At 40.9% G+C, this 14809-nt stretch carries 14 protein-coding genes and 3 tRNA genes; 12 read left to right on the forward strand and 5 right to left on the reverse strand.

Annotated features, from left to right (window positions below; all coding sequences use genetic code 11):
- The first annotated feature begins 357 nt into the window (after positions 1-357).
- Entirely contained in the window at positions 358-936 is a 579-nt protein-coding gene (gene sodB, locus I3B46_RS12315; protein WP_014658225.1) for a superoxide dismutase [Fe], read from the forward strand.
- Between the two features lie 75 nt (positions 937-1011).
- On the opposite strand, the gene cydH is transcribed toward sodB, so the two are convergent.
- Positions 1012-1095 (reverse strand): cytochrome bd-I oxidase subunit CydH, encoded by an 84-nt coding sequence (gene cydH / locus I3B46_RS22690; RefSeq protein ID WP_101495216.1) that lies wholly within the window; start codon positions 1093-1095, stop codon positions 1012-1014.
- A 269-nt stretch (positions 1096-1364) separates the two neighbouring features.
- Between cydH and purR the strand changes: the two genes are divergently transcribed.
- Entirely contained in the window at positions 1365-2390 is a 1026-nt protein-coding gene (purR, locus tag I3B46_RS12325) for an HTH-type transcriptional repressor PurR (RefSeq protein WP_014658224.1), read from the forward strand.
- Here the strand turns inward: purR and punR are convergent, their stop codons facing one another.
- Positions 2391-3296: a DNA-binding transcriptional activator PunR gene (punR, locus tag I3B46_RS12330; protein ID WP_040133068.1), complete on the reverse strand. Its 906-nt coding sequence runs from the start codon at positions 3294-3296 to the stop codon at positions 2391-2393.
- A 123-nt stretch (positions 3297-3419) separates the two neighbouring features.
- Here punR and punC point away from each other — a divergent pair, with 123 nt between their 5' ends.
- From punC to I3B46_RS12350, 4 genes are all read left to right on the forward strand, one after another.
- Positions 3420-4643, forward strand: coding sequence for a purine nucleoside transporter PunC (gene punC, locus I3B46_RS12335; protein WP_004919190.1), 1224 nt, complete (start codon positions 3420-3422; stop codon positions 4641-4643).
- A gap of 359 nt (positions 4644-5002) precedes the next feature.
- Positions 5003-6151: a cyclopropane fatty acyl phospholipid synthase gene (gene cfa, locus I3B46_RS12340; RefSeq protein WP_014658221.1), complete on the forward strand. Its 1149-nt coding sequence runs from the start codon at positions 5003-5005 to the stop codon at positions 6149-6151.
- 152 nt (positions 6152-6303) lie between these two features.
- Positions 6304-7059, forward strand: coding sequence for a helix-turn-helix transcriptional regulator (locus I3B46_RS12345; RefSeq protein WP_004919186.1), 756 nt, complete (start codon positions 6304-6306; stop codon positions 7057-7059).
- A gap of 26 nt (positions 7060-7085) precedes the next feature.
- Positions 7086-7361, forward strand: coding sequence for a putative quinol monooxygenase (locus tag I3B46_RS12350; RefSeq protein WP_004919184.1), 276 nt, complete (start codon positions 7086-7088; stop codon positions 7359-7361).
- A 160-nt stretch (positions 7362-7521) separates the two neighbouring features.
- Here I3B46_RS12350 and I3B46_RS12355 read toward each other — a convergent pair whose 3' ends face one another.
- The gene (locus I3B46_RS12355) at positions 7522-8178 is read right to left on the reverse strand and encodes a riboflavin synthase (protein WP_004919182.1); all 657 of its coding nucleotides are present in this window, start codon (positions 8176-8178) and stop codon (positions 7522-7524) included.
- Positions 8179-8462: 284 nt separating this feature from the next.
- Here I3B46_RS12355 and I3B46_RS12360 point away from each other — a divergent pair, with 284 nt between their 5' ends.
- The 6 genes from I3B46_RS12360 to I3B46_RS12385 all read left to right on the forward strand — a co-directional run bounded on the left by I3B46_RS12360 (position 8463) and on the right by I3B46_RS12385 (position 12880).
- Entirely contained in the window at positions 8463-9836 is a 1374-nt protein-coding gene (locus I3B46_RS12360; RefSeq protein ID WP_004919178.1) for an MATE family efflux transporter, read from the forward strand.
- 158 nt (positions 9837-9994) lie between these two features.
- A tRNA-Val gene (locus I3B46_RS12365) sits at positions 9995-10071 on the forward strand.
- 27 nt (positions 10072-10098) lie between these two features.
- Positions 10099-10175: transfer RNA gene (locus I3B46_RS12370), tRNA-Val, on the forward strand.
- A 26-nt stretch (positions 10176-10201) separates the two neighbouring features.
- A tRNA-Val gene (locus I3B46_RS12375) sits at positions 10202-10278 on the forward strand.
- Between the two features lie 403 nt (positions 10279-10681).
- Positions 10682-12094, forward strand: a complete 1413-nt coding sequence (gene pykF / locus I3B46_RS12380) for a pyruvate kinase PykF (protein WP_104873422.1) — start codon at positions 10682-10684, stop codon at positions 12092-12094.
- 549 nt (positions 12095-12643) lie between these two features.
- Entirely contained in the window at positions 12644-12880 is a 237-nt protein-coding gene (locus I3B46_RS12385) for a major outer membrane lipoprotein (RefSeq protein WP_004919171.1), read from the forward strand.
- A 93-nt stretch (positions 12881-12973) separates the two neighbouring features.
- Here I3B46_RS12385 and I3B46_RS12390 read toward each other — a convergent pair whose 3' ends face one another.
- Positions 12974-14047 carry a L,D-transpeptidase family protein gene (locus I3B46_RS12390; RefSeq protein WP_014658217.1) on the reverse strand — a complete coding sequence of 358 codons (1074 nt, stop codon included), beginning with the start codon at positions 14045-14047 and terminating at the stop codon, positions 12974-12976.
- 326 nt (positions 14048-14373) lie between these two features.
- Positions 14374-14790, reverse strand: a complete 417-nt coding sequence (gene sufE / locus I3B46_RS12395; RefSeq protein ID WP_004919167.1) for a cysteine desulfuration protein SufE — start codon at positions 14788-14790, stop codon at positions 14374-14376.
- Positions 14791-14809: the final 19 nt, after the last annotated feature.

A 14809-nucleotide genomic window follows, 5' to 3' on the forward strand; every position in this document is an offset into this window, starting at 1 on the left:
ATCAGGAGAGCGACGGTAGTTATGAGCTAACTACACGTTAGTCATCCACCCGCTATTGAAAAGCCATACGTTCATCTCCCCGTTTACAGTTACGGTGAAACTCTGCTGATAAAATAATATCCCTATGATTTTACGGTGTATTTATCAGTAAGATTTGTTAAGATAACCCTATAATGACTAAGCCTACAATCAGGCAGCCATATCGTGCTATTATTAATATATTAAATAATAGTTCATGCCGCATAAATGTTCAGTTTATGCACATTAACAGCATGATCATGGCTATAAAAATATTCGCTCAACTTTATGAGCACTACACCCATATGTGTTGTTTTACACCTAAACAAGGAGTACGCAATGTCTTTTGAACTACCCGCTCTACCTTATGCTAAGAATGCTCTAGAACCTTATATCTCGGAAGAAACACTCGAGTACCATTATGGTAAACACCATAATACCTATGTTGTTAACCTGAATAACTTAGTCAAAGGTACTGCTTTCGAAGGTAAATCACTGGAAGAGATCATTAAAACCTCAGATGCTGGTATTTTTAACAATGCGGCACAAGTTTGGAATCACACTTTCTACTGGAACTGCTTAGCGCCAAACGCTGGCGGGGAACCAACAGGTAAAGTCGCAGAAGCGATTAACAAAGCATTTGGTTCTTTCGCTGAATTTAAACAGCAGTTCACTGATGCAGCAACCAAAAACTTTGGTGCTGGTTGGACTTGGTTAGTTAAAAAAACTGATGGCAGCTTAGCGATTGTAAATACCTCTAACGCTGGCACCCCTATCTCTGGTGATGACAAACCTCTTCTTACTGTCGATATTTGGGAGCACGCCTACTATATTGACTACCGCAATGCACGTCCTAAGTATTTAGAGAACTTCTGGGCGCTGGTTAATTGGAAATTTGTTGAAGAAAATCTAGCTTAATTGATTTTTATCACTAACAATAAGGGCGAGTATTCACTCGCCCTTATTCATTCTACCTTTATTTAAAAGGCAAAATTAGAAAATATGTACTGCAAAAGCAATGATCACAGCCAAAGAACCTAACGCTGCTAATAATCCAAATTTAAAATCTGTATCCATGAGTTCCTCTCATCAAACGAACAGTTAACCAGCAACATAACCATAACTTTAACATGGTTAAATAAGTATGACATGACGATTTATAAAAACCAGTGTCTATATCACAGGTTATAACATCAATTATTTCTTTTGTTTTTGCGCTAGATCAGACAAAATCGATAACAAATCGCTAAATTATTGCCAGTTAAGGTACTATGCCTCAATATGCTGGTAATTTTTAATAAGAATTCATGACAAGACCGCTTATTGGTCAGGAGTTTTTTTTCCCCATGGCAACGATTAAAGATGTGGCGAAGCGCGCTGGCGTCTCCACCACAACCGTATCCCATGTAATTAACAAAACACGCTTTGTAGCCGATGATACTAAGGCTGCTGTTTGGGCTGCAATAAAAGAACTCAATTATTCGCCGAGTGCCGTTGCTCGTAGTTTGAAAGTTAATCATACAAAATCCATCGGCTTGCTCGCGACATCGAGTGAGGCACCTTATTTTGCTGAGGTCATTGAGTCTGTTGAAAACAGTTGTTATGAGAAAGGCTATACTCTAATTTTATGTAATTCGCATAATAACTTAGGTAAACAACAAGCTTATTTACAGATGCTGGCACAAAAACGTGTCGATGGCCTACTCGTCATGTGTTCTGAATATCCTGATAAACTAATCAATATGTTAGAAGATTACCGTAACATCCCAATGGTCGTTATGGATTGGGGAACATCACGCGGTGACTTTACTGACAGTATCATTGATAATTCATTCCATGGCGGCTATCTCGCGGGTCGTTACTTAATTGACCGAGGCCATCGCGATATTGCGGTGATCCCCGGCTCTTTGGAAAGAAATACAGGGATTGGGCGGCTCACTGGCTTTAAAAAGGCCATGGAAGAGGCGAAGGTCACTTTACGTGACGAATGGATTGTTCAAGGCGACTTTGAACCTGAGTCAGGCTATAAAGCCATGATGCAAATTTTGAGTAATAAGCAAAAACCCACTGCCGTATTCTGTGGTGGTGACATCATGGCGATGGGCGCCATTTGTGCCGCTGACGAAATGGGGCTACGGGTTCCTCAAGATATTTCCATTATAGGTTATGATAATGTGCGCAATGCACGTTATTTCACCCCTGCATTAACCACAATACATCAACCTAAAGAACGCTTAGGCCAAATGGCATTCGCTATGTTACTAGATCGCATAGTGAATAAACGTGAAGATGCACAAACAATCGAAGTGCATCCACGTTTAGTTGAACGGCGCTCAGTGGCTGATGGTCCGTTCATCGATTACCGCCGCTAATTAAGGAGCTAGCCATTCGGCGTTGAGTGTTTCACTGTCTCCTAAGTATTCAAGTAACCAACTCAACGCCGGTGAGGTATTTTTTTCAACCCAAGTTAAACAGCATGGGCTTGGCGGAAACGGCTGTGTTAATTGTAATGGCACAAGCTTTCCAGCGTCACAAAATGGCGCTCCGCGGTGTTCAGGTACCATCCCAACACATAACCCATTCACTAAACACGCCATTCCATTTTCCCAAAATGGCACGACTAAACGCCGCTGGTTATCTAGTGCCCATGTATCGCGTTTGGGTAGGTTCCTTGATGTATCTTCAAGGCACAGACTTGGGTATTCACGCATTTGGTCATCCGTTAATCCTCCCTTTAACTGCGCTAATGGGTGGTTAGGACTGGCAACACATAACCATGACATAAACCCCATATCACGAAAACTATAGCGTTCGCCGATCGGTGAGGCGCGTGTTGCACCAATAGCCACATCGACACGCCCATCCGCAAGCGCATCCCAAACACCGTTAAAAACTTCAGGATGGATATACAACTCAATGTCTGGGAAGTGGCGATAGAAATCGAGGATCAATTGCTCCGTTCGTTGAGGTTTCACTATGCAGTCAACCGCAATACTAAACTGCCCTCGCCAGCCATTTGCGGCTTGCTGACACTGGTGGCGTGTCTGTGTCATTTTTTTGATAACAGATCGACTTTGCTTGATAAATATTTCCCCAGCCTCTGTTAAAACAACATCGCGGTGACGGCGCTCAAATATCGGTACTGCAAGCCATTCCTCGACTTGCTTGACCGTATAGCTAATCGCAGAAGGCACTCGGTGAAGCTCCTCTGCTGCACCACTAAAACTCCCAGTTCTTGCAACTGCATCAATCACTTCTAAGGAATGAGCTGACCACATAACGATACCTTTCAAAAATTTTGATAGCACATTCCAAATATTACCGTTTCACAATGTAAAAATACAACCTATACAATAGGGTATCTATTAACAATTTTGTAAATTTTAGATAAGTAATCTGCCATGACAAATACAGCGACAAAAAACTCCCCAGGCTTTATGTTCTACCTTGCTGGGTTGAGTATGCTAGGGTTCTTAGCTATTGATATGTATCTTCCCGCATTTGGGTCAATGCAAACTGCATTAAATACTTCTGAAGGCGCAATTAGTGCTTCTCTAAGTATCTTCTTAGGGGGATTTGCCCTTGCTCAACTGCTATGGGGGCCTTTATCGGATAAGCTAGGTCGTAAACCGATCCTCATTGCCGGTTTGTCACTCTTTATTTTAAGTTGTTTAGGGATGTTATGGGTCACCAGTGCAACACAACTGCTTATCTTACGTTTTTTACAGGCAATTGGCGTCTGTAGTGCAGCCGTTCTTTGGCAAGCACTAGTTATCGACCGTTATGACTCCTCTAGTACGCAAAAAGTGTTTGCGACCATTATGCCCCTAGTTGCTCTTTCTCCTGCTTTGGCGCCTTTATTGGGTGCATGGGTGCTTGAGCATTATGATTGGGAAATTATCTTTGTTGTTTTAATGGCCGTTGGGGTTTTATTATTACTTCCGACATTTTTATTAAAAAATGTTGCCCCAAAAGAGATCATTAGTAGTACATCAGGAAAAGAGTCCGTTTCATTTTTAAAATTACTCAGCTCACGTATATACAGTGGTAACGTTTTGGTTTACGCATCCTGTAGTGCCGGTTTCTTTGCTTGGTTAACGGGGTCACCTTTTATTTTAAGAAATATGGGTTTTGACCCAGCAGATATTGGTCTGAGTTATATTCCTCAAACTCTTGCCTTTATTATTGGTGGTTATGGATGTCGTTTTTTATTAATCAAAGTCCGTGCTGAAATCTTATTTCCATTATTATTGATCGGCTATGCTGTGAGTATGTCAATTCTGTTTGTAATGGCAATTTATACCACACCAAGCCTAACCATGATCTTAATCCCCTTTTGTTTTATGGCAGCAATGAACGGTGCTTCTTACCCAATTGCAGTTTCAAAAGCGCTGAATGCCTACCCTCAGGCAAGTGGTAAAGCTGCCGCATTGCAAAATACCTTACAACTGGGATTGTGTTTTGTCGCCAGTATATTAGTTTCCGCATTACCTTTTGATCCGCTACTATCCACAACAGGTGTCATGGCAATAACAATATTACCAATGATTATTGGTTATTTTGTTCAAAATACAAAAGATTGCACTGAATCATCACGGAAAAATGCAGAATATCAGCCTCAATAACTAATTTTGCTATCAGCCACTACTCTGTAGTGGCTGATTTGGAATAAAAAACCTAATTAAGTCGTCTTTTTAAAATCATCCACTCTTTATTTGACATTCCAATTCTGTATATTTACTTTCAAATTCTACTTTTCTGGCTAAAGTGACATTTTTCGCCATTGTTAAATAAAACTATCGCTTCTATACTCGGATAATACTTAGTCCGAAGTGATTTTTGAGTTAATAAATATTGATGGTTTAAACTCAGGGCGCGACGGTATAAATGCGCTCCTGTCTTTGTGAAGCTATTCTTCGCAACCCTACACTTTCAGCAAACTGAAATTCTATCTCAAAAACCTTCATCTCAAGTTGGAGAGCATATGAGCACTTGTGTAGATGAAACTAAAGCGAAAGTTTCGAATTGGCAAAGGATCGCAGAGTCTTTATTAAACCAAGCAGGCATAGAAATAAACGGCTCTCGCCCTTTCGATATTCAAATACATAATACCGATTTTTATAAAAGGGTTTTACAAAAAGGGTCTCTCGGTCTTGGCGAGAGTTATATGGACGGCTGGTGGGACTGTGAGCGCTTAGATATATTTTTCTATAAAGTATTGCAAGCGAAACTCGACACTAAGCTGCCGAATAACCTTACCGATATCATGAAAGTCGCTATGGCGCGCCTAAGAAACCTGCAAACCCAAAAACGGTCTTGGATTGTAGGAGAAGAGCACTATGATTTGGGTAATGATCTTTTTACCCTAATGCTTGACCCTTATATGCAATATTCTTGCGGTTATTGGCATGATGCGACATCACTTGAACAGGCACAAATTAATAAATTGGATCTAATTTGTCGCAAACTGCAAATAGAGCCGGGTATGCGCCTTTTAGATATTGGTTGTGGCTGGGGAGGCTTAAGCGCCTATGCCGCTCGCCATTATGGCGCCTCTGTTACAGGGGTCACTATCTCTAAAGAGCAACAAAAACTCGCACAAGAGCGCTGTAAAGGCTTAGACGTTAATATCATTTTGCAAGATTACCGTGAGTTAAATGATAAATTTGATCGCATCGTCTCTGTCGGCATGTTTGAACACGTTGGCCCTAAAAACTACGCAACCTATTTCGATGTGGCACGTAGGAATATTAAAGACGATGGCTTATTTTTGTTACACACAATTGGCTCTAACAAAAATAAAGTCAATGTGGACTCGTGGATTGGTAAATATATTTTCCCAAATGGCGTATTACCCTCTATTCAAAATATTGGGAACTCAAGTGAAGGTAAATTTATCATGGAAGATTGGCACAATTTTGGGGCTGATTACGATAAAACGTTAATGGCTTGGTATGAACGCTTCTTAAATAGTTGGTCAGAACTAAGTAATAATTATACTCCTCGCTTTAAACGTATGTTTACCTATTACTTAAACTCTTGTGCTGGCGCTTTCCGAGCAAGAGATATTCAGTTGTGGCAAATCCTCTGGAGTCCGAACGGCGTTAGCGGAGGCATTAGAGTTCCTCGGTAACACAATTACGGAATATTCCTTCTTATAAAGGCTCTATTATTGAGATGAATCTCTTTATAGAGCCTTTAATAATGCATAAATATTATTTTAATTAGTCTTTCGACTAAAAAACGTTATTATAAGTGATTCGAACAACTCGCTATGTAGGAATTATGCTCAAACAGTATTATCCGCCAACGGAATTGAATGGTTTTATCAGTTCGATTCTAATTATCAAGAAATTTACAACACCGATTAAAATTTTTCCTGGTACTGGCGCAGAAATTTGGGTTTCTACCAAAGCGTTACGTCTGTCTACTGATCACCATCAACAAGTCAACAAATATCAGCTTGTTATTCCGCGTATCGACACTTTTACCGCAGAGCCTAATCATGGGAAGCTCATGGTATTGCGTGTACGCCATGATGCCGTGCGTTTTTTATTACCTAAACGCATCTTAACTTATACCGATATACCGACCGCGTTAGCCGATATATGGCAGGATCCTTGGTATAAAGAGTTATCGAAATCATCCTTTAAAGGACTACTTGATTGTTTTAATGCGACGAAAGTCTCAAAACAGCATCAATTAGTGGATGATATATTGGCGATCCTCTACCGAAATCCAACCAAAAAGATTAATGATATTGCTGATGAAATGGGATACAGCGCACGTTTTATACAAAAAGAATTTTTAAAAGAATATGGCATTACCCCTAAAAGATATCAGATAAATTGCCGTCTAGAACAACTACTTAAGGCAATGCTTGCCGAGCAAGATACCTATCGCTGGTTAGAAACAGGCTATTATGATCAGTCCCATTTCTATCGTGATTTTAAGCGTTATTTCACGATGACGCCGTCTGCTTTTTTGAAGTCTCATTATTCGTTTTTTTACAATACAAAAGCCAAGTTCCCTTTAAGATAGTTCTCGATACACATAAGGAGAACGGAATGAGTATTGTTGTATATGCACAAATCACAACAGAAAATAAGAATGGATTTTTAACCAAAGACATAATCAAAAATTTAGCTAAGCTAAGTCGTCGTGAGCAAGGATGCATTAAATATGACCTTATCACTAAAGAGGATGGTTACATCGTTTTTGAAGAATGGGAAAGTACCGATGCGCTTGAAATGCATAAAAAGTCAGCGCATTTTAAACGGCTCGTTGAAGCAATTGAACGTGATAATGCTAGCATTTCTATTAATTTTAGCGAAAAAGCATAGTGGCGCAAATTAATACTTGGTACTAAAAAACCCAACAAAAGTGCAAATACAAGGGATTTCCCCTTAAGATAGTAAAACTTATCAGACTTTTAATGCTATAACACCAGCTAACTCCTCGGTGCTATAGCATTTTCAGTTTCCCTCATACAAAGGGTTACATTTAGTTATCGCTTGCCTGTGTAATCGCTTCTTGAGCTTTTTTTTCCTGCTCTTTCTGCAATAAAACTCGTTCGACTGTATCAACTATCGCTTGAGTTTGTGGGTCTATTTCAATGTTCACTTTATCCCCCAGCCGTTTCAAACCTAATGTGGTTCTTGCTAAGGTTTCAGGGATCAGATGTACACAAAAACGGTTATTGATTACGTCACCGACAGTGAGACTGATCCCATCAATCGCAACAAACCCCTTGTGTAAAATATATTTCATCAATGCTTTGTCATAGATAGACAACCAAATTTGATGATTATCTTCTGATGTGAAGATTTTACTGATCTCTGCGGTCGTCACAATGTGGCCTGATACCACATGGCCGCCTATCTCATCACCATACTTTGCAGCTCTTTCAATGTTAACAACATCACCAACCTTCAATTCACCTAGGTTGGTTAGCCTGAGTGTTTCCTTGATTAAATCAAAGCTAACATATTCGCCATCTATTTTTGTTACTGTTAGGCAACAACCATTATGCGCTACGGAAGCGCCGGTCTCTAAGCCGACAAGCAGTTCTGGTGTAAATTTCATCACATGGGTACGAAAGTTAGCTCTCTCTGTAACCTCAACAATTGGGGCAGTCCCCTGAACGATACCTGTAAACATAATGATTCTCAGTGCTATGAATTGATAGTCTCAGTTTACCTAAACATTCTTAGAGATCTATCTAATTTGAGTGGTTTGGCTCAACCTATGTGTGAATTTGTGTAACATTATCATGCCGCTCCATACACAACTTTCTTTCATATTAAGAACAACAGATCATTGGCTTAAGTTATCAAAAGAGTTAAAATATAAAGTTGCTATTAACTATTTGATTTATCAAAAATCATTAGCATTTCTTTCTCTATATTCTATTAATCAGTATTTATTACTCTAAAGGTGTATGCGTGCAGAAATATTTTACAGAAGCGCGTAGCTTGCTCGCTCTCGGCATTCCGATCATTCTTGCTCAATTTTCACAAACGGCGATGGGTTTTGTGGATACCGTGATGGCAGGTAGTGTCAGTGAAACCGAGATGTCAGCAGTTGCAGTTGGATTTTCTATCTGGCTGCCAGCTATTCTTTTTGGTCAGGGGTTATTAATGGCACTGACACCTATCGTCGCACAGATGAATGGTTCTGGTCGCCGTCAGTTAATTGGTAATCAAATTCAGCAAGGGCTATGGCTAGCGTTCTTCCTTTCACTGGGTGTGATCTTTTTACTTTATAATAGTAAGTTAATTATTGGTAACATGCCGCATATTAATGAAGAGCTAGCAGATAAGTCTGTCCGTTTCTTACATGCGATTATGTGGGGTGCGCCCGGCTATCTATTTTATCAGGTCTTTCGTAGCCAATGTGAAGGTCTATCCAAAACCAAACCAGGCATGGTGATTGGTTTTCTCGGCTTGATGGTCAACATTCCCATTAACTATATCTTTATTTATGGGCATTTTGGTGCGCCTGCATTAGGTGGTGTGGGTTGTGGTGTCGCAACTGCATCAGTCTACTGGGTAATGTGCATTATGATGCGTTGGTACGTAAAAAGAGCGGGCTCACAACGCGATATTAAGGCGACACAACCCTTTGCTTCCCCTAACCCACTTATTATGAAACGTATTTTTGTTTTAGGTGCACCTATTGGGTTAGCGTTATTTTTTGAAGTGACACTATTTGCCATCGTCGCATTGCTGGTTGCGCCGCTGGGTGTCGTGGCAGTTGCAGGACACCAAGTTGCATTAAACTTCAGCTCGGTCATGTTTATGTTCCCATTGTCATTGGGTATCGCTGCCACTATCCGTGTGGGTTATAACCTTGGACAACAATCGACTGAAGCAGCGAAAGTCTCTTCTTATACCAGTTTGGCAGTTGGCTTATTAGTCGCATGCTGTACCGCGATCCTGACGGCAACCTTACGTGAACCTATTGCGTTAATGTATAACAAAAGCCCTGAAGTAGTTGTTCTCGCTTCAAGCCTCATGCTATTTGCAGCGATTTACCAGCTTTCAGATTCGGTGCAGGTCATCGGTGCAGGTATTTTACGCGGCTATAAAGATACGCGTTCTATCTTCTTTATTACCTTTACCGCTTACTGGATTTTAGGGTTACCTGTGGGTTATGTACTCGCATTAACTGACTTTATCTTCCCTGCGATGGGGCCTAAAGGCTTTTGGATCGGATTTATTGTGGGTCTAAGTGCGGCTGCCGTGGGTATGGCCACCCGTATTTGGTGGATCCATAGGCAACCTGATAGCGTTGTTTTACTTCGTTCAACGCGCTAATTGATGGAATAACAAGCAAATTATTCGATTGGGGAATGTATTTTTGCTTTAGTCGCTGTAAATACGAGCAAACTATCACGAAAATACATTTTCCCCTTGCCAGAACGGCGGTAGGACGTTAATATTCGTTCCCGTTGTCACCCTGACAGTTTTGAAACGCGTCCGTAGCTCAGTTGGTTAGAGCACCACCTTGACATGGTGGGGGTCGGTAGTTCGAGTCTACTCGGACGCACCATTTCAAAAACGTCAATGAAATTGCAATGCGTCCGTAGCTCAGTTGGTTAGAGCACCACCTTGACATGGTGGGGGTCGGTAGTTCGAGTCTACTCGGACGCACCATTTCACAACGTCAATGATATTACAATGCGTCCGTAGCTCAGTTGGTTAGAGCACCACCTTGACATGGTGGGGGTCGGTAGTTCGAGTCTACTCGGACGCACCATTCAACGATGTTATTCACTGTTTCTCCCTTGTTTTCTTATCTGCTCCACCGTTTTTGTGACCACCTTCTCGTGTTGCGCAACAGCACCGATAAAATCTTCAATTATTTTGATCTGAAATATCTCTTCACTCAATTTTGCAAAATTTGATTTGTCTCACAGTTTTTTGTTGTCTATAATAATCGCACAAGCTGAAAGGTTTCATCAAAAATAAATCAGTAAGTTAGCTTTAGTGCATTAGGTTACAATCATAATAATTAGCATAAAAAATGTGATCTAATCCACAACATAATTGCATTGAACACCAGACTGTCGCCTATTCTTAATACAATGCGTTGCGCAACAAAACGTATTCATGAATCGACGACAATACCGATTTCCTTTATAACCTTTAGATAGACTGCCATGAAAAAAACGAAAATTGTTTGTACCATCGGTCCAAAAACCGAATCAGAAGAAAAATTGAACCAACTTCTTGATGCAGGCATGAATGTCATGCGTCTCAACTTCTCTCACGGCGACTATGAAGAGCATGGTCAACGTATCAAAAATCTACGTGCAGTCTGTGCGAGAACTGGCAAACAAGCCGCTATCCTGCTTGATACTAAAGGGCCTGAAATCCGCACTATGAAACTTGAGGGCGGTAACGATGTTTCTCTCGTTGCTGGTCAAACTTTTACATTCACTACAGATACTTCAGTTATCGGTAATAAAGACAGAGTTGCTGTAACTTATGCCGGTTTGACCGCAGATCTTAACGCGGGTGATACCGTTTTAGTCGACGACGGTTTAATTGGCATGAAAGTGAAAGATGTCACCGCGACAGAAGTGATCTGTGAAGTCTTGAATAATGGTGATTTAGGTGAGAAAAAAGGCGTTAACCTACCCGGCGTCTCTATTGGTTTACCTGCTCTCGCTGAAAAAGATAAAGAAGACCTGATTTTTGGTTGTGAGCAAGGCGTCGATTTTGTCGCCGCGTCGTTTATCCGTAAACGTTCTGATGTGGAAGAAATCCGTGCTCACCTGAAAAAACACGGTGGCGAAAATATTCAGATCATCTCCAAAATTGAAAACCAAGAAGGTTTGAATAACTTTGATGATATCCTAGAAGCGTCTGATGGTATCATGGTTGCCCGTGGTGACTTGGGTGTTGAGATCCCTGTAGAAGAAGTTATTTTCGCCCAAAAAATGATGATTGAGAAATGTGTTGCTGCACGTAAAGTCGTGATCACCGCAACGCAAATGTTAGATTCAATGATCAAAAACCCACGCCCTACTCGCGCTGAAGCAGGCGACGTGGCAAACGCCATCCTTGATGGTACGGATGCTGTGATGCTTTCAGGTGAAAGTGCTAAAGGCAAATACCCTGTTGAAGCCGTTACTATCATGGCAACGATTTGTGAGCGCACAGATCGCATCATGCCAACCCGTATTGATAACCAAAAACCAGGCCAACGCCTACGTGTCACCGAAGCGGTTTGCCGTGGCGCCGTTGAGATGTCTGAGAAGTTAGACGTTCCACTGATTGTCGTTGCTACTTTCGGCGGTAAATCAGCCAAATCAGTCCGTAAATACTTCCCTACCGCGCCTATTTTAGCGCTAACCACTAACGAAGAAACCGCTCGTCAGTTGTTATTGGTAAAAGGTGTAGTACCAATGAGGGTTGGTGGTTTCACATCAACAGATGATTTTTACCGCGAAGGTAAACGTGCAGCTTTAAATAGCGGCTTGGCGAAAGAAGGTGATGCTATTGTGATGGTATCTGGTGCATTAGTTCCAAGCGGAACAACCAATACATCTTCCGTACACGTGCTGTAATTAGCAATAGCTTAAAATCCATAACGTCTTAAGACATCGTTTAGGGCGTAATTAAAACGGGGAGAACTTTGTTTTTCCCGTTTTTGTTTTTTTAAGTCATGTTTCAATAAATGAATGTTTGTCATTCTGCCTGAGCACAATAAATGGTTGCCATTTTCGCTCATCCAACACTTATACTATTAGTCGAATAAGGTAGGATGTTTTGTTTTAACATAAAATGCTTCCGGTAGAGAATATTTTGATTTATGGCGTTATTGCAATCTATTATTCATTTGCTATATTAGACTAATATCTCAAAGAGAGTTTGATTTGATTGAATAATAGCCTTGAGAGTTGAGAATACATTTTTTCTTATTTTTCCTACTGTCTGGCTAAAAGTATTTCTAGCAAAACTGGAAATTAAGTACTAGCATAAGAAAAAGTAAGTACCATTCCTGAACACATTGCGTTGTTCATATGGAATAAGTAGATGTAGAAACAATCTGATATCTATTTTACTGGGCGCTTACTTTGGTATTTTCAAGATAAATCTATCTAGAGGGTAAAATAATGATTCGTACTAAAATTGTTCTGGGCTCTATCGTTCTAGCTTCAGCATTACTGGCGGGTTGTTCTAACAGCACTGAAGTGCAAAAACTCTCTTCAGACGTGCAAACTCTGAATGGTAAAGTTGATCAACTGAGCAACGATGTCCAGACTATTCGCGCTGAAGTTCAAGCTGCACAACAAGAAGCAGCTCGTGCTAACCAACGTCTTGATAACCAAGTTCGTTCTTACAAAAAGTAAGTTTGAATTAGCAACGGTATAACAGTCTACTGTTTTATACCGCATAATCTTATATGTAGAGGGCCTAGATATTAGGCCCTTATTTTTTACCTGTTATTCGTTTTCAGATCCCTGATAGACAGGTTGAGGCTGTGAAATAGTAAATTCATCAATCGGATTCAACGCTGGATATTTACCCTGTTCATTGATGACTTCATCCGTTTGACTGCCACTCACGCTGTACTCCGGTTCATATTGCCTTTCAACCCCCTGCTCCTTGTTAACCCTCACAGGCAACCCTGAACGCCTTGCCAGCTCTTTTTCCACTAATGCTTTATCAATCTCTTCATTTTCAAGGAAACGTTTAAAATCATCAGAGAGCGGTATCGGCATTGTTTGTGGATCATCTGAGGCTTTCTTGGAAAGAGGTTGGTGTACTTCGATGTAATAGCTACCATCGGCTTCTTTTGAATATTTAACCGGTTGATTGATCACTTGCACTCGCGTTCCTTTAGGAACCGTTTTAAACAGAGCTTCAATATCATCTGGGCGTAGACGAATACAGCCTGAGCTAACACGCATACCAATACCAAAATCAGCATTCGTGCCGTGAATTAAATATTCACCTCTGCCATATGCTAAACGTAACGCGTAAAGCCCCATTGGGTTGTCTGGCCCTGCGGGTACCACCGCAGGCAAAGTGATCCCTTCTTTGGCATAATTTTTACGAATATTCGCCGTTGGCGTCCATGTGGGATCTTTAATGGATTGGCTCACAGATGTCACCATTTCCGGTGTATCACGCCCTAATTGACCAATTCCGATAGGATAGACCACCACTTCTTTACTACCTTCAGGATAGTAATACAGTCTTAATTCGGCGAGGTTAATAATAATCCCCGTCCGAGGTGTTGCTGGCAATAACATTTGCGTCGGAATAATCAACTCTTTGCCAGCTTCGGGTAAATAAGGATCCGTACCGGGGTTCGCTTCTAGCATCGCCAGTAAACCAATTTGATATTCGCTGGCAATCATTTCTAATGAACGACCATCATTGGGAACAACATAGTGTGTATTTTCCCCGATAAGGCGCGTATTGCTATCTGGTAATGGATAATCCTTCGCTTGTACTGGCGATAGCAATACACTTGCCACAAACAAACTTGCCACAGTTAACGCTTTCTTCATACCGACTCCAGGGAATACCAAACTATGCTCTAATAACTTGAGGGGTAGCTAGGCAGCAAAAAAGCAGCCACGAGAAATTCAAATGGAGCTTAGCCACAACTCGACGATTCGAAGCGGATAGACATCGCTTCTCATTCAAGATGTACATAATAGCAACTATATTGCTCATCTTTAATACCCGTTGAATATTTTGTAAGTAGTAATCGTTATATCATTGATGAAACAATGAGTTAAGCTAAATCGAAGAGTTAATCATGAATACAAGGGATGGCTGCTCAGAACAGTTCAAAAAAACAAGCAGGGAAATAGTATTCCCCGCGAGATAATTATTGTAGCTGTGTTGCTCGGGAAAGGATTGTCCGGATCATCGCATTAAGGCCCTGAGTACGCGACGGCGTCAAATGCTGCTCCAAAGCAAGTTGAGCGAAAAATGATTTGACATCTACTGACAAGATCTGCTCAGCCGTTTTCCCCTGAAAAAGAATAATGACTATTGCAACTAACCCTTTCACGATCGCCGCGTCACTATCACCAGCAAAACAAATGCTACCATCTGGCTGTTTTTGCATATCTATCCAGACTTGGCTTTGACAACCTGCAATCAAGTTACTATCGCTACGTTGTTGCTCTGTTAATGGCGTTAAGCGCCCACCAAGCTCTATCATGTATAGATAACGCTCTTCCCAGTCTTGGCAACGTGCAAAATTCCGTAGCAATTTATGTTCATCGGGTAAAGCTGGCATACTTCTTTCCTTAATTAAT

The sequence above is a fragment of the Providencia sp. 2.29 genome (assembly GCF_015832305.1).
GTDB lineage: Bacteria > Pseudomonadota > Gammaproteobacteria > Enterobacterales > Enterobacteriaceae > Providencia > Providencia stuartii.

Bases quoted from the DNA above. Each gene is read 5' to 3' on its own strand.
- sodB (WP_014658225.1), top strand. From the start codon at position 358: ATGTCTTTTGAACTACCCGCTCTACCTTATGCTAAGAATGCTCTAGAA.
- cydH (WP_101495216.1), bottom strand. From the start codon at position 1,095: ATGGATACAGATTTTAAATTTGGATTATTAGCAGCGTTAGGTTCTTTG.
- purR (WP_014658224.1), top strand. From the start codon at position 1,365: ATGGCAACGATTAAAGATGTGGCGAAGCGCGCTGGCGTCTCCACCACA.
- punR (WP_040133068.1), bottom strand. From the start codon at position 3,296: ATGTGGTCAGCTCATTCCTTAGAAGTGATTGATGCAGTTGCAAGAACT.
- punC (WP_004919190.1), top strand. From the start codon at position 3,420: ATGACAAATACAGCGACAAAAAACTCCCCAGGCTTTATGTTCTACCTT.
- cfa (WP_014658221.1), top strand. From the start codon at position 5,003: ATGAGCACTTGTGTAGATGAAACTAAAGCGAAAGTTTCGAATTGGCAA.
- I3B46_RS12345 (WP_004919186.1), top strand. From the start codon at position 6,304: ATGCTCAAACAGTATTATCCGCCAACGGAATTGAATGGTTTTATCAGT.
- I3B46_RS12350 (WP_004919184.1), top strand. From the start codon at position 7,086: ATGAGTATTGTTGTATATGCACAAATCACAACAGAAAATAAGAATGGA.
- I3B46_RS12355 (WP_004919182.1), bottom strand. From the start codon at position 8,178: ATGTTTACAGGTATCGTTCAGGGGACTGCCCCAATTGTTGAGGTTACA.
- pykF (WP_104873422.1), top strand. From the start codon at position 10,682: ATGAAAAAAACGAAAATTGTTTGTACCATCGGTCCAAAAACCGAATCA.
- I3B46_RS12385 (WP_004919171.1), top strand. From the start codon at position 12,644: ATGATTCGTACTAAAATTGTTCTGGGCTCTATCGTTCTAGCTTCAGCA.
- I3B46_RS12390 (WP_014658217.1), bottom strand. From the start codon at position 14,047: ATGAAGAAAGCGTTAACTGTGGCAAGTTTGTTTGTGGCAAGTGTATTG.
- sufE (WP_004919167.1), bottom strand. From the start codon at position 14,790: ATGCCAGCTTTACCCGATGAACATAAATTGCTACGGAATTTTGCACGT.